The sequence below is a fragment of the Microbacterium terregens genome (assembly GCF_039534975.1).
Taxonomy (GTDB): domain Bacteria; phylum Actinomycetota; class Actinomycetes; order Actinomycetales; family Microbacteriaceae; genus Microbacterium; species Microbacterium terregens.
Window position 1 is genome coordinate 2,075,939 of sequence record NZ_BAAAWH010000001.1, and the last position, 24,550, is coordinate 2,100,488.

Genomic DNA, 24,550 nt, shown 5'->3' on the forward strand with positions numbered 1-24,550 from the left:
ACCGCACCGCCGCGCTCACGCCGTCAGGTCGACACACGTCACACAGTGACGAGATCACGGAGGGCCTCGAGCATCTTGTCGCCGATACCGGGGACCGCCAGCAGATCCTCGATGCTCGTGAAACGCCCGTTCGCGTCCCGCCACTCGATGATGCGCGCCGCCAAGGCCGGTCCGATCCGCGGCAGGGTGTCCAGCTCTGCGACCTGCGCGGTGTTGAGGTTCACCCGGCCGTCGCCCGGGGCCGTCGTCTGCGCGAGGGTGGCGGACTCACCCGCTGTCGGCACGTGCAGTTGTTCGCCGTCGCTGATCGGGCGGGCGAGATTGACGGCCATCTCGTCGGCGCCCGCCGCGAACCCTCCCGCGGCCGCGACGGCATCCACGACCCGGGCACCCTCGTGCAGCACATAGAGGCCGGGCGCGGACACGGATCCGGACACGTGGACATACACGGATGCCGGAGGCGCGGCATCCGACTCACCGGCGTCCGCGACCGTCACGGACTCGACCGGTGCTGTCGCGCCTCGCAGGATCCCGATGCCGACGGTGACGGTCAGTGCCAGCAGCACCACCACGACGGCGGCCCCGAGGCCGAGGCGTGTGCGATGGCTCGCGGCGGCCCCGCGTGATCCCTCGGCAGTCGACACACGCCCGAACCTAAGGCCGCCCGCGGGAACCGATCCGCGGGCGGCCCGGTTCCGTGGACGCTCACGGCGCGCGCTCCTCTGGGGAGGAGTCCGAGCGCGGCCGGTCGCCGATGGTTCGCGGGAGCCCGCCGCTCAGCCGAACGTGACGCAGTACGCCTCCGCCCCGGGCGAGAGGAACTCGATTCCGAAGACGCGATCGGTGATCGGCCCTGGCTGCCGGATGAGCTGGTAGGTCCTCTGGTCGACCACCGACCCTGTCCCGTCGGGCTCGACATCGGTTCCGCGACTCTCGCTGACGACCTCGCCGTCGAGCAGGACCCGGAAGGGGATCCGCGTTCCGGCAGTCCCCGGCCCCATGACGAGGTTGACGTCCCTGGCATGGAACGCGAACGAGATCCGACCGCCCGGGCCCTCAGCCACGACCGCGTGCCGCGCCACCGTCCAGTTCCCGGAGAGATCCCACGAGTTCAGCGGCAGTCGCGCGGCGCCGGCGTACGCGCGGGGACGGTCGTATGCCGCGGGATCGTCGGAGGCGAATCCAGAGCTCTGGCCGTATCCGAGATACGTCTCCGGGGACTGCAGGGAGCGCCAGTCCGCGCCGACCTCCAGCCCCGTCGGTTCCACGAGGACCAGGTCGCGATCCACCCCCGCAGCCCCTGCGTCGATGAGCAGCCGCTGGATCACCATCTCGGTTCGCTCGTACTCGCCCTCGCCGAAGTGGTGGAATCGGATCCGTCCCTCCGCGTCGGCGATGTACAGCGCGGGCCAGTAGTGGTTCGCGAACTCGTCCCACACGCCGTAGTCGTTGTCGACGGCGACGGCGTAGTCGACGCGGAGGTTCTGCACCTGGGTCCTGACGTTGGTCACATCGTGTTCGAAACCGAACTCGGGTGTGTGCACGCCGATGATGCTCAGACCGGCGTCGGTGTACTTGCGGTTCCATGCCGCCAGGTACGGGAGGGTGCGCAGCCAGTTCACACAGGTGTAGGTCCAGAAGTCGACCAGCACGACACGGCCCCGGAGTGCGGCTGGGGTCAGCGGCTCGGAGTTGAGCCATCCGGTCGCCCGGTCGAAGGACGGCAGACGCCCCTCGATCGGGAGCACCTCCGTATCCCCGGCGAGCCGATGGGCGATCGAGCGGAACAGCCCCCCGCGGTCGGCGGGCCGCACCGTTCCGTCGTCGATCTCACTGCTGAGTCGTTCGGACATCATCGTCTCCCTTCGTCGATGTGCTCCGTGCCGCCGCGATCCCGTCCACGTCGATGACAGCATCGGCGAACGCCCGCGGTGCTTCCTGCGGGAGGTTGTGCCCGACTCCCCCGTCGATGATCCGATGCTCGTACGGACCGTCGAACAACGGACGATACGTCGCGGCGTCCGGGTGCGGAGCCCCGTTCGCGTCGCCTTCGAGCGTGATGGTCGGAACCCCGATCCGCGGCCGCTCAGCCAGACGTCGCTCCAGATCGTCGTGCGCGGATGCCCCATCGGCGAGGCCGAGTCGCCACCGATAGTTGTGGATGACGATGTCGACGTGATCCGGGTTCTCGAATGCCGCCGCGCTCCGATCGAATGTCGCCTCGTCGAAGCTCCAGCGCGGCGAGGCGGTCTGCCAGATGAGCCGCGCGAACTCGCTCCGGTACTGTTCATAACCCCGACGGCCGCGCTCGGTGGCGAAGTAGAACTGGTACCACCAGCTCAGCTCGGCGGTCGGGTTCAGCGGGTTCTGATTGGCCTGCGGGCTGCCGATCAGATAGCCGCTGACCGAGACCTGGCCGCGGCAGCGATCCGGCCACAGCGCAGCCAGGACGTTCGCTGTTCGCGCCCCCCAATCGAACCCGGCGACGACCGCGTTCGGAATCTTCAGTGCGTCCAGCAGCGCTATGGCGTCCAGCGCGAACACCGCCTGCTGCCCGTTGCGAAGGCTCGCGGCCGAGAGGAATCGCGTGGTGCCGTACCCGCGGAGGTGTGGCACCACCACCCGGTAGCCGGCCGCCGCGAGCAGAGGCGCCACGTCGGCGTAGCTGTGGATGTCGTACGGCCACCCGTGAAGGAGCAGGACCGCCGGGCCGTCCGTCGGTCCGAGGTCGACGAAGCCGATGTTCATCTCGCCGGCGTCGATCTGGAAGAGGGGGCCGAATGTCCCGCTGGTCGTGGGCGCCGCGGACCTGAGTGTGTGAGTCACCGTTTCACCATCCCTCGGGCTCACCGCAGCGACCGGAACGCGGCGCGCATCTCCTGGGAGAACAGCTCGGGCTGCTCCCACGCCGCGAAGTGGCCCCCGCGATCGAGCCGGTTGAAATGGATGAGGTTCGGGTAGGCCTGCGCGGTCCAGCTGCGCGGTGCCGCGTAGATCTCGTCGGGGAAGACGCTCACCGCCACCGGTAACGTCACACCTTTGGGAGCGAAGAAGGGGAGCTTGCTCTCCCAGTACAGCCTCGCCGAGGACACCGCCGTATTCGTCAGCCAGTACAGCGTGACGTTGTCGAGGATGTCCTCCGGTGAGAGTCCCTCGGTCTCGCCCGCGAACACCCGCGCGATCAGCTCATAGCTGCGGGCGTCGTGGTCGAGCATCCACGCGGCCAATCCGACGGGCGAATCCGCGATCCCGTAGAGCGTCTGCGGCCGATTCCCCATCTCTTGGGCGTAGGCCAGCCCGTGAGCGTAGAAGAACGCCAGCTGGTCCCACGCGCCCCGCTCCTCCGGCGATAGGTCATCGGGCGCAGCATCACCGTTGGTCAGTGCGGCCTGAATGGCGTCCGGGACCGTCGCGGGCATGTTCGTGTGGATCCCGATCAGACCCGGAGGGGTCAGGAGCGCCATCTGTTCGGTCACGGCGTTGCCCCAGTCCCCGCCCTGCGCGACGTAGCGGTCGTATCCGAGCCGGCGCATGAGCTCCACCCATGCCTTCGCGATCCTGATCGGGTCCCAGCCTGGTGCGGTCGGCTTGGCCGAGAACCCGTGTCCGGGGAGGGACGGGATGACGAGGTGGAACGCGTCGCCCGCGCTCGCGCCATGCGCGGTGGGGTCCGTGAGCGGACCGATGATCTTCAGCTGCTCGATCACCGACCCCGGCCAGCCGTGCGTGACGATCATCGGAAGAGCGTCCTCATGGGCAGACCTCACATGGATGAAATGGATGTCGAGCCCATCGATCTGCGTGACGAACTGAGGCAGCTCGTTGAGCCGCGATTGGACGGCCCGCCAGTCGTAGCCGTCCGCCCAGCGCTGCGCGAGTTGCTGCGCGACGTCGTACTGAACGCCTTGCGAGGCGTCGTCGACCGTCTCGCGTTCCGGCCAGCGGGTCTCCCGGACCCGACGACGCAGGTCATCGAGGTCATCATCGGTGAACTGCACAGTGAACGGACGAACCGATTCGTCGTCCCGAAGCTGTCCGGCGCCGGCGCGGTTCTCAGTCATGGTCATGGTGGTCTCCTCTGCACTGAGCGGCGATGTGCCGCACCCCGAACATCCCGCAACGCGACCCCGACCGCGTCCGCGAAAGTCGCCACGTCTGCGTCGGCGCGCCGATCCTCGTGTCGGCAACCCCTCAACCGCTGTCGCCACCACGACTTCCGCGGTCACGCGAGGCCGTGACGGAGCGCGAAGGCGGTCGCCTCGCTGCGCCGGGCGACCCCGATCTTGCGGTAGAGGCTCGTCACATGGCGCTCGACGGTACGGTCGCTCAGCCACATCAGTCCGGCGATCTCCCTGTTGCTGAGGCCCTGGGCGAGCAAACCCAGAACCTCGGTCTCACGTCGTGTCAACGCGGGCAGGGGCGAAGCGCCGGCGCCTGGCGGCGGGTTCCGCGCCGCCAGATCATCGACGGGGGCGCCCGCCGGTTGCGTACCCGCGTCAGCACCCAGCGATACGAGAAGCGAATCAAGGTCGGCGTGCAGCTCCGCCGCCTCCTGCACCCGCCGCGTCAACGCCGCCAGTGAGGGCGCGACGTCGTCGGCCAGCGCGCGCAGCAGCTCGCTCTGCCGGCGAAGCGCGGCCTCGGCCGCAACACGCGTAGCGTGCTCGCGCCCGATGCGGCGTGCGGTGTGGATCGCGATCGCCGCTTGGCTGACCGCGATGCGCAGCAGGTGCGTCTCCATGGCCGTCGGAAAGTCCGCACGTTCGGAGGACACCAGCACCAGGCCGCTCTCCCAGGGGAGCGCGAGCGGCACGCTGGTGACGCGGAACTCGACGCTGCCCTCGACGCGGACGGAGGTCGTCGTGATCCCCGTCGCCGGTGCGCCGGCTTTCAGGACGTGCTCGAATTCGGGGGGTTTGCGCGGTCCGGAGGGCCGCCAGCACTCGAGGGGAACGCTGGCCGGCGCGAGATCGTCGAAGCGCGCGTACGCACCCTCGAGCTGGAGGATGCCGGCCAGCACGCTGAGCAGGCCGGTAGCGATCTCAGGGGGCTCGTGGTCCACCCACATGGCCGGCAGCGCGAGCAATGCGCCCAGGTCGCGCATCCACCGACGCGAATCGGCGGCCGGCATGGCGGCATCCCCGGAACGAGACGGGACGCCCTCCGACGCAGCGTCCAAGGTCGGCTCCACTCACTTCAGTTCTCGAGTGTCGCGCTGCGTTCCTTCAGGAACTCGGACGGAGGGACGAAGAAGGGGTTCTCCTGCAGGATCCCGCCGATCAGCACCATCGGATGGGTCCGCAGGATGTCGATGACGAACGAGCCGTCGAACTTCGTCGCGTCGTACGCACAGATCACCACATGCTCATGGCGGGCGTGTATGAAGTTCGCCCGCGCTTCGAACTCGATGAGACGGTCGGCGATGCCGGGCCGATCGATCGCCCAGCCCATGTCGCACAGCATCCGGATCCGGGGCGAATCAGCGCCACCGAGCATCCGGTCGAGCTGGTGGAGCATGGTCCCCTGGTCGAAGCTGCCGCCCTGGAGATAGGTGTCGGACCAGGTCCGCACCTCGCAGAGATGGTCTTCGAGGAGTTGGCCGGCGTCGTACCCGAGGTGCCGAATCCGGGTGACCGGCGCCGCGGATGCCGCGGGGTCGACCACGTACAGCAGGCGATCGCCGCGATCGATGCCCTGGGTGATGAACGGATCGAGCACAGCATCGTCGCCTTGACCATCCATGAAGGCGCACACGTGACGGTATCGGTCGAGCACCCCGCCCGCGAAGGTGACCGGGTCGGCCGCGCGACCATTCTCAGGTGCCATATTCGAGTCCCAGCGGGGAACCGGCCGAAATCGGGTTCCGGAGTCTGGAGACTAGCCGACGGACTTCGCCGACCACAACAGCATCAGCTGGTACTGAAGCTGACGACCTTCGGCGGGCGCACGACCGCCCGCGTGATCTCGCGACCGTTCAATGCGCGCTGCACGCGAGCGTCGGCGCGAGCGAGCGCCTCCAACGCGGACGGATCGATCCGCGCCGACACCTCGAGTGTCGCGCGAACCTTGCCGTCGATCTGGACGACGGCGGTGACGGTGTCCTCGACCAGCAGCGTCGCATCGGGTTGGCGCCACGGGACCAGACCAACGAACGGCCGGTAGCCGAGCATCTCCCACATCTCCTCGGCGGTGTGCGGGGCGAACAGGTCCAGGACCATCGCCGTCGTCTCCGCCGCCTCGCGGACGGCGGGGTCGGCGGGCCCGGCGCCGCTGTCGATCACCTTGCGGGTGGCATTGACCAGTTCCATGAGGCGTGCGACCACGACGTTGAATTTCGTGTGCTCGACCAATCCCGGAGCGTCCGCCAGCAGGCGATGCGTCACGCGCCGCAGAGCCGGGTCGCCTTCCGCCCAGACCACCTCCGGACTGCTGTCCACGTCCTTCGCCACGCGCCACGCGCGCGCCAGGAACTTCTGGGCGCCGGTGGTCGAGACGTCCTCCCAGTTGATGTCATCCTCCACCGGCCCGGCGAACGCGACGGCGACGCGCACCGCGTCGGCGCCGGGGTTCACCATGCTCGAGGAGAATTCGACCAGGTTGCCCTTGCTCTTGGACATCTTCGATCCACCGAGCAGCACCATGCCCTGGTTGATCAGCGATGTGAACGGCTCGGTGAAGTCCACGAGGCCCATGTCGAAGAGCACCTTGGTGATGAAGCGCGCATAGAGCAGGTGCAGGATGGCGTGCTCGACACCGCCGATGTACGAGTCGACGGGCGCCCACTTGCCGGCTTCCTTCGACGAGAATGCCTCGTTCGGGTCGCCCGGGGACAGGAACCGCAGGAAGTACCACGAGCTGTCCACGAAGGTGTCCATCGTGTCCGCGTCGCGCGTGGCCGGCGCCCCGGTCTCCGGGTCGGTCGTCGTCATCCACTCCGTCGCGGCGCCGAGCGGCGACGTTCCGCGCGGTGCGAGGTCGAGGCCCTTCGCATCGGGCAGCGTCAACGGCAGCTGGTCCTCGGGAACGGGGACGGTGCGTCCGTCCTCGGTGTGGATCATGGGGATCGGGGTGCCCCAGAAACGCTGGCGTGAGATGAGCCAGTCGCGCAGCCGGTAGGACTTCGACGTGCGGCCCGTGCCGGCAGCGGTCAGCTGCTCGGTGATGCGCGCGATGGCGTTGCGCTTGGACAGCCCGTCCAGCGAGCCGGAGTTGATCATCCGACCCTCGCCGGTGAGCGCGATGCCGGTGATTGCCGGATCCAATTCGATGAGGGATGCCGCGTCGGGGCCGGGATCGATGGGCTCGCCGTTCTCGTCGAGCTCGATGACCGGGATCGCGCCGGTCACGGGTGCGGTCGTGTCCACGACCACCCGCACAGGCAGATCGAAAGCGCGCGCGAAATCGAGGTCGCGCTGGTCATGGGCGGGTACGGCCATGACGGCACCGTGTCCATAGTCGGCCAGCACGTAGTCCGCGGCCCAGATGGGCAGCCGCTCGCCGTTGATCGGGTTGATGGCGTAGCGCTCGAGGAACACGCCGGTCTTGGGCCGGTCGGTGCTCTGCCGCTCGATCTCGGACGTACGGCCGACGCTGGTCAGGTAGTCCTGGAATCGCACGCGCACCTCGGTCGACGCCCCTGCGGCCAGTTCCGTCGCCAGGTCCGAGTCGGGTGCGACGACGAAGAAGGTCGCACCGTGCAGCGTGTCGGGCCGGGTGGAGAAGACGGTGACCGTCTCTTCGCGTCCCTCGATCTCGAAGTCGATGTCGGCGCCGACGGAGCGCCCGATCCAGTTGCGCTGCATGCGCAGCACCTTCTGAGGCCAGAAGCCCTCGAGCTGGTTCAGGTCGTCGAGCAGACGGTCGGCGTATTCGGTGATGCGGAAGTACCACTGGGTGAGCTTCTTCTTGACCACCTCGGTCCCGCAGCGCTCGCAACGGCCGTCCACGACCTGCTCGTTGGCCAGCACGGTCTGGTCATTCGGGCACCAGTTGACCGGGCTCTCCTTGCGATACGCGAGACCGCGCTCGTACAGGCGCTGGAAGAGCCACTGGTTCCAGTGGTAGTAGTCGGGGTCGCTCGTGTGGAGGATCCGGCTCCAGTCGTACGACGAGCCGTATTCGCGGAAGCTCTTCTTGTGCTGCTCGATATTCGCGTAAGTCCACTCGCGAGGATCGGCGCCGCGCTGAATGGCCGCGTTCTCGGCGGGAAGTCCGAACGAGTCCCAGCCGATGGGGTTGAGCACGTTGTAGCCGCGGTGACGCCAGAACCGCGCCACGACGTCGACGTACGCGTAGCTCTCGGCGTGCCCCATGTGCAGATCGCCCGAGGGGTAGGGGAACATGCCCAGCACATACTTCCGCGGACGCGTGTCCTCGGCCCCGCCGGCGCGGAACGGGTCGGCCTCACGCCACCGTGCCTGCCACTTCTGCTGGACGGCGTAGGCATCGTACCCGGCGTCGGAAGGCGCGGCGGTGTCGGGCGGAGGGGTCTGACTCACGGAGGGATGCCAATCGTGGGGGTTTGCTGGACGCGCAGAGCGCGCTTTCTAGGCTACCGGACCTCGCCTCGTCACCAGCCGGGGGGCAGGTCCGCGCCGATCGCGGCGAGCGGGCCGCGAGCCTTGACGCCGACCTCGGCCACTTCCGCCGCAGCCTCGGACCGCCAGGTGATGCCTCCGCCGGCGCCCACGTACGCTCCGCGGGGGTGCACGACGATGGACCGGATCACCATCGCCAGATCGAGTGCGCCGTCGTCCCCGATCCATCCGAAGCAGCCGGCGAACACGCCGCGGGGGCCGCGCTCCAGGTCGTGCAGGATCGTCATGGCGGACAGCTTCGGCGCTCCGGTCATACTCCCGGCGGGAAAGGTCGCATCCAGCAGGTCACCGACCGTGACGCCGGGCGTCAGCGTCCCCGACACCGTGCTGACCAGTTGGTGGACCGCCGGGTACGACTCCACCTCGAGAAGTCCCTCGACCCCGACCGAGCCGGGTTCGCAGACGCGGGACAGGTCGTTGCGCATCAGATCGACGATCATGACGTTCTCGGCCCGTTCCTTCTCGCTGGCGCGGAGCTCCTCCGCCAGGGCGGCATCCTGGGTCGGATCCGAGCCGCGCGGGCGGGTTCCCTTGATCGGTCGCGTGCGGACGATTCCGTCCCCGACTTCCAGGAACCGCTCCGGGCTCGCGCTGGCGAGCGCGACCTCGCCCGATCGCACCAGACCGCCGTGGTGTGCCGGGGTCATCTCCCGCAGCCGCGTGTATGTCGTCAACGGATCGATGGCGGCCTCGATCGTGAACCGCGTCGTCAGGCAGAGCTGGTACGCGTCCCCCTCGCGGATGGCGTCGCGACAGCGCTCGATCAGCGCCGCGTACGCCTCGGGCTCATGCCGGGCGGTGGCCCGGACCGGCACCGGCGCCGATACCCTCCCAGCCGGAGCGGAGGAGCCGTCGGCCAGCCCGGCGGCGAACGCCTCCACCTCCGCGGCCGGGGCGATCGCCCACATGCGACGGCTCGCGTGGTCGAAGGCAACGAAGCGCTCCACCCGAAGCCATTGCTCGTTGGGCACCTCGGGGTCGGCCGCGCTCACCGGTGCTCCCGCACGCGCGGCGGCCTCCTCATAGCCGAGCCACCCGATCCAACCGCCGCGGAAGCGTCCGGCCTCCCAGTCGCCCGCGGACGCGCCGTCGGTCAACGAGACGGCGCGGACGCGCTGGGGATGCTCTTCCACGACGCCGCTGCCCACCCAGCTCCAGCCGCTCGCGGCTGCCGGCCCCGCATCCAGCCAGAACGACGAGCGCGTGCCGCCGGCGATGGATGCGTGGATGGATGCCGGGTCCTGCCACCCGCGCAGAGGTAGGGCGATAAGGGGCTCCGGCATGATCCCAGGCTAGAGGGCTGCGCGACCGCTCTAGGCTTCAGGTGTGAACGAGTTCCTCACCTGGCTGCTCGACACCGTTCAGAGCGTGGACCCGGTGCTGCGCACGCTGCTGGCGGGCCTTGCGATCATGCTCGAGACGAGTGTGCTGGTCGGGCTGTTCGTCCCCGGCGACACCGTCGTGATCATCGCGGGCACGGCCGTGGCATCGCCGCTCGAGGGCGTGCTGCTGGCGGTAGCGGTGGTGATCGGCGCACTGATCGGCGAGAGCATCGGATTCTGGCTCGGCCGCTTCCTCGGTCCCAAGATCCGTCATTCCCGACTGGGTCGCCGGATCGGCGAGGAGAACTGGCAGCGCTCGGAGAGGTACCTGCGTAAACGGGGCGGGCCCGCCATCTTCGTATCGCGGTTCCTTCCCGTGCTGCACTCGCTGGTACCTCTGACGGTCGGGATGAGCGGCTTCTCGTACCGGCGCTTCCTGGTGTGGACGATCCCCGCCTGCGTGATCTGGGCGAGCCTCTACGTCTCCGTGGCCGCTCTGGCCGCGGGCAGCTACCGCGAACTGGCCGACCAGCTCCATTTCGCGGGCTACATCTTCGTCGCGATCATCGTCGCCTTCGTGGTGCTCGTCTTCGTCAGCAAGAAGGTGATCGAACGGGTGGAGCGCAAGCACCTCTCCGAGGACGACGGGCACACCGACAGGGCAGCCGGGACGATGAGCACTCTGGATGACATGAAAGACTGAAGGGATGCCCCCTTCCTCGACGACGCCCGAGCGCCCCAAAGTGCTGTGGCTCGCCAGGCTCGAGTACCGGTTCCACGCATGGCGGGAGCGACGGGCGCGTGCCCGCGGCCTGACGCCCACCGTGACCCCGTTCCCCGGCTACGGCGGACCCGACTGGGTCCGAGTGCTGGGCCGGGTCATGATCGTCCCGGCGGCGCCGTCATCGACGAAGGTCGAGTACGAGAGCGTGCGCGGCTGGCGCAGCTTCGCCGCCGTCCCGGTGGGATTCGCGCAGGTGCAGATCACCGTCGCTGACGCGGTGCACGAGGTCGTCGCCGACCGGGGCGGCGTCATCGACACGGTCATCGCGGCTCGGCTGGAACCGGGTTGGCAGACGCTGACGATGTCGGTCGAGGGCGGTGAGCCCGTCGAGACCCGGGTGTTCGTCGTCGGTGCGGGCGTGCGCCTGGGCGTCGTCTCGGACGTGGACGACACCGTGATGGTCACCGCCCTGCCCCGACCGCTCCTGGCGGCATGGAACTCCTTCGTGGTCAATGAGCACGCCCGCCAGCCGGTTCCCGGCATGGCGGTCCTGATGGAGCGGCTGGTCCGCGACGCGCCGGGGACACCGGTCATCTACCTGTCCACGGGCGCGTGGAACGTCGCACCCACGCTCATCCGGTTCCTCCGGAGGCACCTGTTCCCGTCGGGAGCGGTGCTGCTGACCGATTGGGGCCCCACGCATGACCGGTGGTTCCGCAGCGGCAAGGCACACAAGCTGGCCAACCTGCGCCGTCTGGCCGAGGAGTTTCCGGACATGAAGTGGCTGCTGATCGGCGACGATGGTCAGCACGACGACGAGATCTACACGACCTTCGCGGGAGAGAGCCCGGGAAACGTCGCCGCAGTGGCCATTCGGCGGCTGTCCCCCGCCGAGGCGGTGCTGGCCGGTGGCCGCACGGCCGTGGACGACCATACGGCTGCCGCCGTGCCGTGGGTGACCGAGTCCGATGGCGCCGGGCTCGTCGAACGGCTCGAAGAGGTCGGCGTCCTCGAGCGCTGATCTCCGCGCTCGTGTCGACGGCCCCGCGTAGGCTCACTGGCATGTGTGGACGATTCGTCGTGGCCAACGTCGCCTCCGAGCTTGTGAGCGTTCTGCGGGTCGATCTGGAGAGCGAAGACCTGCCTGAGCCGTCGTACAACGTCGCGCCCACGGCATCGGTGGCCATCGTGCTGGACTCGTCCAAGACCGAACCGCCCACCCGTCGCCTGGAGACGGCCCGCTGGGGGCTGGTGCCGTCGTGGGCCAAGGACCCATCGGTGGGCGCGAGGGCGTTCAACGCCCGCTCGGAGGAGCTGGAGGACAAGCCGATGTTCCGCAAGGCGCTGGAGAAGCGTCGTGCGGTGGTCCCGGCATCCGGCTATTACGAGTGGAAGCGCGTGGACGACGTGAAGATCCCGCACTACATCCATCCCGCAGACGACTCGCCGCTGTTCCTGGCCGGACTCTACGAGTGGTGGAAGAACCCGGAGCTGGCCGAGGACGACCCCGAGCGGTGGCTGCTGAGCTTCACGATCCTGACGCGCGACGCGATCGGTCACCTCGGGTCGATCCACGACCGGATGCCGCTCTTCCTCGACCCCGACCATGCCGACGCGTGGCTGGATCCCACCACCGAGAACGTCCGCGACGTGCTGGACGCGGCCATCGACGCCGCGCCCGCGGTCGCGACCACCCTCGACGATCACGTGGTGTCCAAGGCAGTGGGCAACGTGCGCAACAACTCCCCCGAACTGATCGAGCCGCTGGCCGAGTAGCTCCGCAGGCGCCGCGGCTCAGATCCTCGGTCCCGTTGCTCCTCGATCCCGGCGCGCGGCAGGACTCACTCGGCCGGAGCGCAGTCGCCGCACGGTACGAGGCCCCGTCCGGCGGCGGCAAGGCTCAGCCGGGCCGCGGTCACGCGCTGCGCGGCCTCTTCGAGGCGCTCGCGGGAGAGGATGCCGGTGTCCACAGCCACCGCGATTCCCTCGACGATCCGCGGTGCCGTCTCCGCCGACGAGAACATCACCGCCAGCACCATGTCGTTTCCGGCTGCCAGCGCCGCAACGGCGTTCGCGACCGGGTCCTGGTATCCGTCGAGCCCGGAGGCCTGCAGCATACCCAGATCGTCCGTGATGGCGACGCCCGTGAATCCGAGCTCCTCGCGCGCGATGCGATGCCACTCTGCCGATAACGTGGCGGGCGCGGGGTCGATGGCCGGGTAGGCGAGGTGGCCGAACATCAGCAGGGTCGCTCCGGCGTCGATGCCCGCCCGGAAGGGTTCACGATCGGTCGCGATCCACTCGTCTTTGGATCGAGTAGACGTCGGGATGCCTGCGTGCGAGTCGCCCGGCGCCGCACCGTGCCCAGGAAAGTGCTTCAGGGTGGAGAGCGTCTGTCCGCTTTCACCGACGACGGCGGCATCCACGTGTTCCGCTGCTGACGCGGGCGTGGTGCCGAGCGCGCGGCGGTAGATGAACATCGACCGATCATCCGTGACATCGGCCACGACCCCGAAGTTGACCCCGATTCCGGCGCGTTGCAGGAGCGCGCCGCGGGCGGCGAACGCGTCCCGCGCCGCCTCGGTGGGCTGATCCTTCAGCGTGACCGCCGAGGCGAAGCCATCCCAGGGCAGACGCGAGACGTCGCCGCCCTCCTGGTCGATCGCGATCAGCGGCGGCAGCGCGTCGTCCGAGGTCAGCGCCGCCGTCAGCTGACGCAGCTCGGCCTCGGAGGCGGGAATGTTCGCGCCCATCAGGATGAACCCGCCGATACGGGTCCGCGTCATATAGTCGGCCAGGACGGCGGCGTCCGAGGTGGGAATGTGCCCCATCACGACGCTCGCCGCCATCTCGCTGGTGGACATCGCTGCCACCCGGTCGCGCGCCTGAGCGGTCGAATCCGCCGCGGCGAGAACGCGGACCGTGCCCTGCTCCCCCGCGTCGGGCGAAGGAACCGCACCCGGCCGGTCCGTCCCGGCGGACGGCGCCGCGGCCCCGAGCACCAGGAGCGCACTCATGATGCTCGCGACGAGGGTGTTGCGAGCAGAGTTCACCTCGTCAGCCTAGGCGCGGTCCCTGCACGGCAGCCGACCCGCCGGTTCAGTGCCGCGCGACGATGGCGGCGGCATCCGTCCCTCGCGGAAGGTTGCCGTACTGCGCCGCCCGGTCCTCCCCCAGGCGCGCGGCGAGGAACGCTTCGGCAGCCACCGAGGGCGCGTGGCGCAGCATGAGGGACCCCTGCAGCGCCAGGGCGAGATTCTCGCTGAGCCGACGCGCCTGGGCCTGAGCTTCGTCGATCTCCGCCCCGGCGATCTCGTCCATCATGCTCAGGGTGCGCGCGACGTGCCCGTCGAGGAGTGCAGAGGCGCCCGCTGTCGTGTCCAGCTCGGCGGCGAACGCGGCCGCCGACTCCGGATCGCGGGTCAACGCGCGCAGCACGTCCAGGGCGATCACGTTGCCGGAGCCCTCCCAGATCGCCATCACCGGTTGTTCCCGGTAGCGGCGCGCGAGCGGGAAGCTCTCCGAGTATCCGTTCCCACCGAGGCACTCCAGCGCCTCGTACGCGTGGTGCGGCCCGCGCTTGGTCACCCAGTACTTCGACACGGGTGTCGCGAGGCGACGCAACGCGACATCGGCGTCGGATGCGTCCGCGCTGAACGCCTGCGCCAGCCGCAGGCCCGTCAGCATGGCGGCCTCTGATTCGAGGGCGAGATCGGCGAGCACCGAGGTCATCGCGGCCTGATCGACCAAGAGCTTGCCGAAGGCCGAGCGCCCGCGCGCATGCCAGGTCGCCTCCGCGACCGCCTGACGCATTCCCGCGGCAGTGCCCAGCACGCAGTCCAGCCGCGTCCGCTGCACCATCTCGATGATCGTGTGGATGCCGCGCCCCGGCTCGCCCAGGACCATCCCGATCGTCCCGTCGAACTCCACCTCGGCTGACGCGTTGGATCGGTTGCCGAGCTTGTCCTTGAGGCGCTGGATGCGGAACACGTTGCGCATTCCGCGCTGCAGCAGGCGTGGCACGAAGAGACAGCTCAACCCCTCTTCGACGTTGCCGCGCCGCGTCTGCGCGAGCACCAGGAACCCGTCGGACATCGGGGCGGAACAGAACCACTTGTGCCCGGTGAGCTGGTACGCATGTCCACCCATCGCCTCGCCCACGGTGCTTCCCGCCCGGACGTCCGAGCCGCCCTGCTTCTCGGTCATCGCCATGCCGATCAGCGCACTGCTCTTCTCGTCGTTGGGAAGCAGACGAGGCTCGTAGTCGCGGGAGTACAGCCGCGGCAGCCACGCATCGGCGACCCACGGCGACTCCTTTATCGAGGCCACCGCGGCGTGCGTCATCGACACCGGGCAGGCGTGGCCCGGTTCCACTTGCGCGAACAGCATGAACATGGCCGCCCGCGCCACGTCGGCGCCCGGTTTCGGATCGGCCCACGCCGACGTGTGCGCCCCGCGGGCGACTGCTTCGGAGATCACCCGGTGGTACGACGGGTCGTACTCCACCTCGTCGAGCCGGAACCCCCACCGGTCGTGAGCATGAGCCACCGGCGTGTGCACATTGGCGAGGGTCGCATCACGCTGGAAGGACGGGGACCCGACCAGACCGCCGGCCTCGCGCAGCGACTCGTGCGCCCACGCTGCGCCGAACGCGGCGACCCCCTCGACCAAGGGAGCGTTCACGGCGTACTCGTTCACATCCGTGCGCACCGGCGGCTGATTCTCGACGTAGTGCGTCGCGGCGCCGATCACGCGCTGCCCGCGGGCGACAGAGGTCACGGTTTCTCCAATCCCAGGTCGCCACCACGACGCCTGCCGGTCTCACCGTATCGGTCGTCCGCCCCGGTCATCCGTCAGGGTGCCGGGGCGAGCGGCAGGCTGATCAGCACGTCGTCGTCGGCGCGCGGCGTCCCCCGACCGTCGGTGTTGTTCGTCAGGAGCCACAGGCTGCCGTCGGGTGCGGCGATGACATCGCGCAGGCGGCCCTGCCCCTCCAACCCCACGGTCGGCGGATCGGCCGCATGCGACGGCGTGATGTCCACCACCCACAGGCGTTCACCACGCAGACCCGCGACGAACACGGTGTCCCCGACGGCCGCGATCCCGCTCGGGCTGGCCTCACTCGTCGTCCATGCGACGACGGGATCGGTGAACCGGGCGTCGCCGGCCTCGCCCTCCACGACCGGCCAGCCGTAGTTCGCGCCCGCGACGATGTGGTTGAGCTCGTCCCACGCGTTCTGCCCGAACTCGCTGGCCCACATCTCCCCGTCCGCCGTCCACGCCAGACCCTGGACGTTACGGTGACCGAGCGTCCACACCGCGTTGCCGAACGGATTGCCCGGCGCGGGCGCACCCTCGGGCGTCAGTCGCAGGATCTTCCCACCGAGCGCGTCGGGATCCTGCGCGGCATCCTGGTTCTGGGCGTCGCCCGTGCTGACGTACAGCAGTCCGTCCGGTCCGAAGGCGATGCGGCCCCCGTTGTGCGTGTTCGCGCGTCTGATTCCCGCGAACACGGTCTGTGCGTCGCCGAGACTCAGTGCACCGGCGTCGCCGAGCAGCGGCATCCGCACCACGCGATTGTCATCCGCCGCACCGTGATACGCGTAGAGCCAGCGTTCTCCCGACGCCTGGTCCCGCCACGACGCCAGTCCGTGCAGGCCGGACTCTCCACCCGAGACCACTCCGGGGACCACCCCTGCCGTGCGCAGTTCACCACCGGGGGTGAGCTCACGGACCGTGCCGCTGTCGCGCTCTGAGATGAGCACTCCGCCGGTGTCGAGGGCGACGATCGACCAGGGGGCGACCAGGCCGGTGGCCAGAGTCGTCGGGGCCCCGGCCGGCCGCCAGCGGGCCTGCGCAGCCGGAGTCGACACCGCCGTCGGCGAGGGCGTCGCGGTCGGCGAGGCAGCGCGAGTGGACACCGCCTCCTGCGGCACGGAGGGCGCGCAACCGGATGCCGTGATCGCAGCGGTGAGCAGGCACGCGAGGATCAGGGAGCGGCGGGAGCGTCTCACGGCCCGTCTGCGGCCGCCTCGAGCGCGGCGATGTCGATCCGGGTCATCCCGAGCATCGCCTGCACCGCGCGATGGGAGCGATCCGGGTCAGGGTCGCGAATGAGCTCGACCAGCCGATCGGGCACGATCTGCCACGACAAGCCCCACCGATCATTCAGCCACGCACACGGCTGCTCCTGCCCTCCGTCGGCCGTCAGTGCGTACCAGTACCGATCGACCTCCGCTTGATCTGCGCAGGAGACGAAGAGCGAGACGGCTTCGGTGAAGGGGAACTGCGGGCCGGCATCCATCGCGTAGTAATCCCGGCCCGCAAGGCGGAAGTGCGCGTGCATCACCTTGCCACCCATGCCCGGAACCTCGTCCGGGTACCTTCCGATCGACACGACCTCGGAATCGGGGATCAGCGCGGTGTAGAACTGGATCGCTGACTCGGCGTCGTCGTCGAACCAGAGGAATGGGATCACGTCGCTCATTGGGGCCTCCTCGGATCGTTCCAGGCTCCCGCGCGAGGCGTGTGCGGTCAAGGGCCGAGGCCGGGGCAGGTCGCTTCGCGTCCCGGGCCCGACGTCCCGCGCAGATACGCAGAAAACCCCCGCTCAGCGAGGGTTTCTGCCTTGGTGGACCTGAGGGGACTCGAACCCCTGACCCCCTGCATGCCATGCAGGTGCGCTACCAGCTGCGCCACAGGCCCGAAACGCTCAGGCATGTCCCAAAAACCCCGGAAACTCGCCCTTCGGCTTCACTCCGGTGGTGGTGCGGACCAGCATACGCGACGGGGCTTCGAGGCTTCTTGACGCTCCTAACGCGATCTCGACGTATCTGAACTGTCGACTAAATGACTACATCTCAAGTGCACCTCCACCACGGGCTATCGCACGATGGCTCACCACGTCCACGACGTGACACCCGAGCCGGGAGACTGCACCAGCCCAGGGGACGTCACCATGGTGTGGGTCCCCGACTGGGCGGACCCACACGTTGGTCAGGTCGCTGAACGGGCGTTGCGCGGAGGTCGCGGGACGCCGCACCGTCACAGCAGGGCGGCGGCTACCCGCAGCCCCTCGGCCTCCGCTGTGGTCCAGCGGGTGACGATGCGTCGGGCGCGATCGGCTTCTGTGCCTGTCAGGCGGGCGAGCAGGGGTCGTACCACGTCGAGGGTGAGTGGCTCGATGAGACTGGGCAAGCGGGCATCCCGGAGAAACCCCTCGATGCGGGTGAGGTCCTTGCCGGTGAGCGCGTCGACCTGCCCCTGCAACAGCACGATCGCCGCAAAGCGACGCTCGAAGACGGGCGCCGCCCACAGCTCCGATGCGAGTGCGGTGATCTCGTCGTGGTGGAGGTCTCGATGGCGCCGAAGCGCGTCGCGGACGGTACCGCGGACCGCGCCGACCGATGTGCCGTACACGCGCAGGCCGCCCGCCGATGCGTCACCGTCCGCCCAGGTGCGCCACTCCGACGCCTCGGCCCGCAGCGTGCGGTCGATGAAGGCGGCGGCGGAGGACTCCACAGCTCTATCTTCCGCCCCCACGCGGGAACGAGCATCCCGCCACATGCGATGGAGGATCGGGCACCGCGTGAATGCGGCTCCATTGCGTGTGTGGCTGAAGCGCGGTGTTTCAACCTCCGAAGCAGCCTCTCAACGGCGCGACAGTCCTGTCCTCGTGCGACGCCGGGGATCCGCCTGGGTGTGGCAGCAGCCGGACCAGATCACGGTCATGAGACGCGGTCGGGGTCTGTTGCGTGCCGCGCCAGGTGGTCGCCGCGAGTTTGGCCCGTGGTCGAAACATCGTCGATCGCGTCGAGCGCACTATCCAGGTCTGGGAATCTACCCGGCACCGATATCGCGCCGCGGAGCCAGATGACATCAACGTCATCGTCGCGTGCTTCGACGAAGGCCACCACGTGCAGAGGGTCATCTTCCGGGACGCTCGCGTCGCTCACTCGCCACGAGTTCTCCCCCACAGGAATCGCCTCAAGATGGCCGTGTTCGAGCCCAGCGATCACCTCACCCATCTCCTCTCAGGCTTGCTCGTCGTACAGATCGATGACCCCCGCAGCCCGTCGGAGGGTAGCGCTTCTGAGCCATCCTTCGCCGACAGAGTCTTCCGCGCAGGACTCGGGTCCGCACGGGCATTGACAGCAGGTGCACGGCGAGTTATCACCCTCGATGCGGGAGTGGCAGGGCACTACCCAGGGGTCGGCGCCCCGTTGGCGGGGCTCGGCGCAGCGTCCGTGTCCGGTTGCGAATAGTGGTGTGGTCGCGGCGTCGTACCGCGGGTGTGATCGGTGTCGTGTAGACGTGATCAGTTAGCGGAGACCCGCGATCTCGTCAATCCCCGCGACCCGTCCCGGACAGCGCGGCATCCTGGATCGTGACAAGAGACGGGAGATCAGGACATGTCGCGCGACCAGTACACCTTCACCAACCCTGCCGAGCTGTACTCGGGCCTCGAGCCCAAGAAGCAGCATCAGCCTGAGCCCGGCCTCGACGCGGAGCTCGAGCCCAAGGCGGACCTCGGCGAGGAGACCTACCGTGGCACAGGTCGCTTGAGCGGGCGCAAGGCGCTGATCACAGGGGCGGACTCGGGAATCGGCGCTGCGACGGCGATCGCTTTCGCTCGCGAGGGTGCGGACGTGGCGATGTCGTACCTGCCAGCCGAGGAGGTGGACGCGCAGCGGATCGCGCAGATCCTGGAGGATGCCGGAGCGAAGGCGCTAAAGCTGCCGGGAGATCTTCGAGACGCGGACTACTGCCGTGACCTGGTCGAGAGGGCGGTGGATGGTCTGGGCGGCCTGGACATCTTGGTCAACAACGGTGGGAAGCAGGTCTACAACGAGGATCTCGCGAGCCTTGACGACGAGCAGTTCGACGACACGTTCAAGACGAACGTGTACGCGATGTTCTGGGTCACGAAGGCCGCGCTCCCCCATCTGTCCGCCGGGTCGACCATCATCAACACGACCTCCGTGCAGGCATATAAGCCGTCGGAGATCCTCGTGGACTATGCCTCGACGAAGGCGACGATCAACGCATTCACGAAGGCGCTTGCGCAGCAGCTGGCGCCGAAGGGAATCCGCGTCAATGCCGTCGCACCCGGGCCGATCTGGACACCGCTGCAGGTGAGCGACGGACAGCCGCAGGAGAAGATCGCTGAGTTCGGACAACAGACGCCGCTCGGTCGCGCCGGCCAGCCTGCCGAACTCGCCCCGGCGTACGTGTTCCTCGCGTCAGCGGAATCGAGCTACGTGATCGGCGAGACGCTCAATGTGAATGGGGGCACGCCGACTCCCTGAGCCCGCGGTGGATCGAAGCGCGCCGACGAGGGCGTGCTTCCCGTGCAGTCAGCCCGGTCGGTAGGGCCGAACCGTCTTGGCCGCGCCCCACAGGGACCCGATGTTGATCCAGTCGGGGTATTCGGAGAGCATCTGCCGGCGGCTTGAGAGACTTGGGTCCCTCCAGCACGTCGATCCAGGATGCGCGGCTCTGCGGGGTCGACTCGGCTCGCCGACCTGACTCGGCGGCCGCAAGCCAGGGCGGTCGCCCACAACAGTCGACCACATCACAATCGGGCCCCCGTCGGTGTCGAGCTGCTCAAGTGTAATGATCGGCGAACCGACCGGGACACGAAGAGCCCTCGCAAGAGGGGACGGTGCGCCGCCCTTAGTCCAACTGAGCAAGGTCTGTGTTGCACGGGAGTCCCGCCTATTCTTGCCCGAGGTCCGGAAGGTGTTCGCGTCGTGCACGAACTGTCGACCCACAGGTCTCGTACCCGCGCCGGGCCGACGCTCGAGCAGGCCTTCGCTAACGAGCAATCGCACTGCCTCGCGAATGACGTTGCGGCCGGCGGCGAATTCACGCATAAGCGTCGAGTCGTCGGGGAATGGGACGTCCTCATTCCACACCCCATCGACCAACGACACACGCAGAGCGTCGCGTATCCAGCGGGCCTTGTCCTGCCGGCGAGTCCAGGCGTCGGTAGCGGTAGGGATCACTGCCCGGGAGTCCTGCCGAACAACACGTCCAGGAACGTATCCCCCATGTCTTCCATCCCGCGACTCTATTCGCCCCGGTGAATATCAATCACACTCGCTCGAGAACCGCGTGCGTCCTTCAATGCCCGCACCGCGGCCCTTCGCGAGGCAACTGTCGACGATGGCGCGAGCATTGTCCGGGCAAGGATCAAAATTGAGGGCACGACTAGCCACCCCATGGAATTGAGGGTCGGCTAGTGTCGGCTCATGTCGGACGCCGGACCCTACAAGTACGCGACGCGCATTGTCCGAGTGTTTCACGACTACGCGGAGTCGGTCATATGGTTCCCGGACCCGGTCCTCTACGAGGACTCTCGACTCACCACCGATCTGGTTGATGGGCTGCGATCGTGGGATGCCCAGTACTATTCAGAGCTCACTGATGACTTCAGGTGGCGCTCGCTCGATGCGCTGCACAGCTTCAATAGAGACGGACTGGAGTTGGCGCGGCGAGTAGCGGTCGAGATCGGCTCGTCTTTTGGCGTGGAGTACAGGTCGTTCGAAAACGGCGTGGTAGCTGAGCTGCGAAGTGACCAACCAGCTATCAATCCGGATGCCGAGGGGGCGTTTCAGAAGCGAGCTCAAGAAGCGCAGGAAGAGTGGGCAGCCATTCGAGCTCGAGCGGTCGCGAATCCGGCGGCGCAAGCCGGCCGATGGGGACTTGCACCATAATTCCGCGCGAGTCCCTCATACCTACGGCACGACCTCAGGAGGATCCCGCGAGCAAGGCATGTCGCTCGTTGAAAGTGGATGCGTCGCGTTGACATTGACGAAGGCGCAAAGCCCGGCTCGAGCCGGATCGAGGGCGCCGAGCTGCGAGAGGCGCGCAGCGCATCCGGCTGCTCGAGCAGGAGCACGAGGTCCTGCGGCGAGCTGCGGCCTATCTGTCGCAGGCGAATCTGCCGGGAGAGGACGCTTCCATGCCTGCGTGTCAAGCGAGGCGGGTGCGTAGTTCGGCCCGCGAGAAGGATGTCGTGGCTGGACCGCAGGCCGACGTATCCGACGATTCCACATATAGGTTCGCGCGTATCGTCCGCGACCCTGATGAAGCGTCGCGCGCCCCTTGTGCAGTACCCGGCAACGCCATTCAGACCCGCGACTGCGAGATCGGGAAGGGCCCGTGCATTTCCCCTTCGATTGTGACCGTGAACGTCTTGGCACCGTTCGGTGCACGAAGCTTATGGATCGAGGCGGAGAACGCAGATGGGACGTAAAGACCGACGGGGGTGTAGGCCCCTGTGATCGAGTCTCCCGCATCGGTTTGGATCAGCACCGAACCCGGTTCACTGATGGGCTGACCGTCGTTTCGGGTGAGAGAGCCGACGAATGAGAGTGCGTACGGACCAAATTGGACATTGGGGAAGACGAAGTAGTAGGCCGAGACACCGGTGACGCTCCAGGTCGGGGGCAAAGGCGGGGCGGAGTCGCCCAGGTCTGGACCCGACCCATCTTTCCCTGGCCCGTCGCGTCCGGGTATTCCGGGCTCCGGGCTCGGTCCGGGTATCCCGGGCACCGGGCTCGGTCTGGGCAGTTGACTTTCAGCATCGGGGTTCCCGGTGCCCGGTCGCCCGGCGGGCGGCAGCGAATTGCCGTTCCTCGGCTCTTCGGGAATGACGGCTATCGGCGGTGGCGTCGCAGAGGGGATGCTGGCAGTTCGTGATGGCGTCGGAGAAGGGGGAACGATCTCCGGCTCTTTGAGCGTTTGAACGTCATCCTTCTCGGTCTTCCCGCCAGCAGTCGCGGGGAATTCGGCTTGAGGTTTCGAATAGTTGATCCCAACGACCGTTCCCGACAAGACCAAGAGGACAAGCCCTATCGAAGAAATAAGCCAAATACGCCGACGCTTCACGACGTTTGCTCGTAAGGCGCGGGTCCGGTCGGGTTTTTGCTCGGGCGGGAGGTCACCCTCAGAGCATAACTCGGTCGCTAAACGCATAACACAGTCGCTAAACACTCAACGGCCGATTGTCGGCAAATCGCGATTCATTCCGCTGCTGACCGGCTCACCGAAGTCACCGGTCCCGCTCGATCAATTCCCGAGCCGCGGAGGTTGACGGGGTCGGCCAAAGGTCTCGCCAACTCGCGGGCGCTGTCGACGAGCGTGAAAATGCTATCCAAATCGAGAAGATCTTCCGCATCGCCGTCGTCCTAAGTGACGAATTTATCGGTGCGACAGCCGATGCAGATCTGAGCGCGGTTGATGGAACCGTCGGAACTTAGGAAGGGAATGTTTGCGACATCCATCGTCTCTGCAAAGGCGAGCTGGAGACGGTACCTCATCACGGCGTCCGCGATCCCCGTTCCCGTGAGAAACGACCTGCTCGCAACGGGAATGGTTTTCATTACATAAGCCCGTTGCGCCGAATAGCGCTGATTGTTACCGGATGTGTGCGCCGGTGTCGTTGCGCGTCAGCGTGGAACCCGCGGGTTGCGGCATCCCGTTAACGTCGCGACATGACTATCGCTGACACCTTCACCCTGTCCGACATCACCACTACCGAGCGGGACGATCGGCTCGAAGCAGCAGCGCGCGAGTGGAGCGACCGCATCGACGCCGACCGGTCCGCGGCACACCTGACATATCGCGTCTCCGGTGCCGGAGAGGGATCCGTGGCCACGCGGGTGCGGGCGGGCGGACACGAGTTCTGGATCGACGAGCCGGCGGCGCTGGCGGGCGATGACGTCGCCGCAAGCCCGGTCGAGTATGCGCTCGGTGCGCTGATCGCCTGTCAAGTCGTTGTCTTCCGCCTCTACTCGAATGCGCTGGGCATCCCGTTCGACGAGATCGTTGTGCGGGCCGAAGGAGACCTCGACGCGGCGCGGCTGTTCGGCAAGGACCCATCGGTCCGCCCCGGGTTCAACGCCATACGGCTGCACATCGACCTCAGTGGGCCCGAGTCTGCGGCGCGGTACGAAGAGCTTCGCCAGGTTGTGGACGCCCACTGCCCGGTGCTGGACCTGTTCACAAACCCGACAGCGGTCACGACCTCGGTTCGGAAGGTCTGAACGGCTGCGGTGCCTGAGGGATCGGCCGCTCGGACTAAGAGGCTGCGCGTCGAGGAGTTCATGGTGCGGATAGGCGTGGTCGCCACCGGTCTCGGGTGACGGACGTCGGGAGATTTCAGAATGGCGGTCGGCCGCGGAGACCACCGGCTGCTGGACCCGGGGTCTCCTCCGCGGACTGAGCGAGCGCGGCCGGACGTTCGCGACCGACACCGACCCGCTCCGACTTGCCTTGGTCACTTCCGAAGCGCACGCCCTCAAGGCCGGCGCCAAAAGCACCCCTCCTCGTAGCGAGGCTGGCAGAGGTGCCGGGTTCCTTCTTCCAGTTTGGGGAACATTTGCACACTTCGGTCAGCCGACTCCCGGCCCGCTTGCAACGCGGGAAGCGGCAGGTCCTATGCTGACGAATGCGCGTTCAACGGGCCGATTCACGCGGTCCTTCAGATGAGATGTCGCTCCCCGCGGGGCGACCCTTTGCCGTTGACTTCGTCAGCGCTCACTATCCGCAGGACCCGTAAGGCCGGGAGGTTCAATGGAGCGAGGCCTGTTGGCAGAGGTCGATCGCATGATCGACTTGCTCTCTCCCGCCAAGCGAGAAACCGTCCGCGAGATCGTAGTGGACGCTGTCCATCGCGGCCATCTCCCGCCCGGCAACCTCCGCGTTCTCGACTCCGTCACCGGATCTCCGCTTGCCGGAGACACGCTGTCCCAAGCGCTCGCTGAGTCGAGTCCACAGCCGACCGATGCACGCCGAATCGGAGAGAACCGGCATGGGGAAAGTTCGGGCACCACCGAGGGCAGCCACTGACGCCTGGAGCCTCGATCGGTTGCGGACCGTCGTGCGGGTGTGCGGCTCTC

Annotated in this window: 21 protein-coding genes and 1 tRNA gene; 6 read left to right on the plus strand and 16 right to left on the minus strand. The window is 67.9% G+C overall.

Annotation, left to right across the window (positions count from 1 at the left end; genetic code table 11):
• Positions 1 to 38 precede the first annotated feature (38 nt).
• The 8 genes from ABD655_RS09500 to pabB all read right to left on the minus strand — a co-directional run bounded on the left by ABD655_RS09500 (position 39) and on the right by pabB (position 9,880).
• Positions 39 to 644 carry a ComEA family DNA-binding protein gene (locus tag ABD655_RS09500; RefSeq protein WP_344713479.1) on the minus strand — a complete coding sequence of 202 codons (606 nt, stop codon included), beginning with the start codon at positions 642 to 644 and terminating at the stop codon, positions 39 to 41.
• A 132-nt stretch (positions 645 to 776) separates the two neighbouring features.
• A complete protein-coding gene (locus ABD655_RS09505; protein WP_344713480.1) occupies positions 777 to 1,853 on the minus strand; it encodes a thioredoxin family protein in 1,077 nt (358 codons plus the stop codon).
• Positions 1,831 to 2,826 (minus strand): alpha/beta fold hydrolase, encoded by a 996-nt coding sequence (locus ABD655_RS09510; RefSeq protein WP_344713482.1) that lies wholly within the window; start codon positions 2,824 to 2,826, stop codon positions 1,831 to 1,833. Before ABD655_RS09510 ends, ABD655_RS09505 begins: the two co-directional genes overlap by 23 nt.
• 20 nt (positions 2,827 to 2,846) lie before the next feature.
• Positions 2,847 to 4,067, minus strand: a complete 1,221-nt coding sequence (locus tag ABD655_RS09515) for an epoxide hydrolase family protein (RefSeq protein ID WP_344713484.1) — start codon at positions 4,065 to 4,067, stop codon at positions 2,847 to 2,849.
• Between the two features lie 155 nt (positions 4,068 to 4,222).
• The gene (locus ABD655_RS09520; RefSeq protein ID WP_344713486.1) at positions 4,223 to 5,131 is read right to left on the minus strand and encodes a helix-turn-helix transcriptional regulator; all 909 of its coding nucleotides are present in this window, start codon (positions 5,129 to 5,131) and stop codon (positions 4,223 to 4,225) included.
• A 65-nt stretch (positions 5,132 to 5,196) separates the two neighbouring features.
• Positions 5,197 to 5,826, minus strand: a complete 630-nt coding sequence (locus ABD655_RS09525; RefSeq protein ID WP_344713487.1) for an MEDS domain-containing protein — start codon at positions 5,824 to 5,826, stop codon at positions 5,197 to 5,199.
• Positions 5,827 to 5,909: 83 nt separating this feature from the next.
• The gene (gene leuS, locus ABD655_RS09530; protein ID WP_344713489.1) at positions 5,910 to 8,498 is read right to left on the minus strand and encodes a leucine--tRNA ligase; all 2,589 of its coding nucleotides are present in this window, start codon (positions 8,496 to 8,498) and stop codon (positions 5,910 to 5,912) included.
• A 71-nt stretch (positions 8,499 to 8,569) separates the two neighbouring features.
• Positions 8,570 to 9,880, minus strand: coding sequence for an aminodeoxychorismate synthase component I (gene pabB, locus ABD655_RS09535; RefSeq protein ID WP_344713491.1), 1,311 nt, complete (start codon positions 9,878 to 9,880; stop codon positions 8,570 to 8,572).
• A 43-nt stretch (positions 9,881 to 9,923) separates the two neighbouring features.
• Between pabB and ABD655_RS09540 the strand changes: the two genes are divergently transcribed.
• The 3 genes from ABD655_RS09540 to ABD655_RS09550 are packed head-to-tail and all read left to right on the plus strand — an operon-like array spanning position 9,924 to position 12,419.
• The gene (locus ABD655_RS09540) at positions 9,924 to 10,622 is read left to right on the plus strand and encodes a DedA family protein (protein WP_344713493.1); all 699 of its coding nucleotides are present in this window, start codon (positions 9,924 to 9,926) and stop codon (positions 10,620 to 10,622) included.
• Positions 10,623 to 10,626: 4 nt separating this feature from the next.
• A complete protein-coding gene (locus ABD655_RS09545) occupies positions 10,627 to 11,664 on the plus strand; it encodes an App1 family protein phosphatidate phosphatase (protein ID WP_344713495.1) in 1,038 nt (345 codons plus the stop codon).
• A gap of 41 nt (positions 11,665 to 11,705) precedes the next feature.
• Entirely contained in the window at positions 11,706 to 12,419 is a 714-nt protein-coding gene (locus ABD655_RS09550) for an SOS response-associated peptidase (RefSeq protein WP_344713497.1), read from the plus strand.
• A 65-nt stretch (positions 12,420 to 12,484) separates the two neighbouring features.
• Here ABD655_RS09550 and ABD655_RS09555 read toward each other — a convergent pair whose 3' ends face one another.
• The 7 genes from ABD655_RS09555 to ABD655_RS09585 all read right to left on the minus strand — a co-directional run bounded on the left by ABD655_RS09555 (position 12,485) and on the right by ABD655_RS09585 (position 18,670).
• Positions 12,485 to 13,696 carry a glycoside hydrolase family 3 N-terminal domain-containing protein gene (locus tag ABD655_RS09555; RefSeq protein WP_344713499.1) on the minus strand — a complete coding sequence of 404 codons (1,212 nt, stop codon included), beginning with the start codon at positions 13,694 to 13,696 and terminating at the stop codon, positions 12,485 to 12,487.
• A gap of 46 nt (positions 13,697 to 13,742) precedes the next feature.
• Entirely contained in the window at positions 13,743 to 15,422 is a 1,680-nt protein-coding gene (locus tag ABD655_RS09560; RefSeq protein ID WP_344713501.1) for an acyl-CoA dehydrogenase family protein, read from the minus strand.
• Positions 15,423 to 15,496: 74 nt separating this feature from the next.
• The gene (locus ABD655_RS09565) at positions 15,497 to 16,657 is read right to left on the minus strand and encodes a PQQ-dependent sugar dehydrogenase (protein WP_344713503.1); all 1,161 of its coding nucleotides are present in this window, start codon (positions 16,655 to 16,657) and stop codon (positions 15,497 to 15,499) included.
• Positions 16,654 to 17,130, minus strand: a complete 477-nt coding sequence (locus ABD655_RS09570) for a VOC family protein (protein WP_344713504.1) — start codon at positions 17,128 to 17,130, stop codon at positions 16,654 to 16,656. The genes ABD655_RS09565 and ABD655_RS09570 overlap by 4 nt, the downstream gene beginning before the upstream one ends.
• A 142-nt stretch (positions 17,131 to 17,272) precedes the next feature.
• Positions 17,273 to 17,348, minus strand: a tRNA-Ala gene (locus ABD655_RS09575).
• Positions 17,349 to 17,687: 339 nt separating this feature from the next.
• Positions 17,688 to 18,164: a DNA alkylation repair protein gene (locus ABD655_RS09580; RefSeq protein ID WP_344713506.1), complete on the minus strand. Its 477-nt coding sequence runs from the start codon at positions 18,162 to 18,164 to the stop codon at positions 17,688 to 17,690.
• Between the two features lie 206 nt (positions 18,165 to 18,370).
• Positions 18,371 to 18,670 carry a hypothetical protein gene (locus tag ABD655_RS09585; RefSeq protein ID WP_344713508.1) on the minus strand — a complete coding sequence of 100 codons (300 nt, stop codon included), beginning with the start codon at positions 18,668 to 18,670 and terminating at the stop codon, positions 18,371 to 18,373.
• A gap of 384 nt (positions 18,671 to 19,054) precedes the next feature.
• Here ABD655_RS09585 and ABD655_RS09590 point away from each other — a divergent pair, with 384 nt between their 5' ends.
• Positions 19,055 to 19,951 (plus strand): SDR family oxidoreductase, encoded by an 897-nt coding sequence (locus ABD655_RS09590; RefSeq protein WP_344713510.1) that lies wholly within the window; start codon positions 19,055 to 19,057, stop codon positions 19,949 to 19,951.
• A gap of 48 nt (positions 19,952 to 19,999) precedes the next feature.
• Here ABD655_RS09590 and ABD655_RS16965 read toward each other — a convergent pair whose 3' ends face one another.
• Entirely contained in the window at positions 20,000 to 20,650 is a 651-nt protein-coding gene (locus ABD655_RS16965; RefSeq protein WP_378721502.1) for a GntR family transcriptional regulator, read from the minus strand.
• 246 nt (positions 20,651 to 20,896) lie between these two features.
• Between ABD655_RS16965 and ABD655_RS09595 the strand changes: the two genes are divergently transcribed.
• Together ABD655_RS09595 and ABD655_RS09600 are read left to right on the plus strand one after the other, a co-directional pair.
• A complete protein-coding gene (locus ABD655_RS09595; protein ID WP_344713513.1) occupies positions 20,897 to 21,361 on the plus strand; it encodes a hypothetical protein in 465 nt (154 codons plus the stop codon).
• Between the two features lie 1,782 nt (positions 21,362 to 23,143).
• Entirely contained in the window at positions 23,144 to 23,695 is a 552-nt protein-coding gene (locus ABD655_RS09600) for an OsmC family protein (protein WP_344713516.1), read from the plus strand.
• The last annotated feature ends 855 nt before the right edge of the window (positions 23,696 to 24,550 follow it).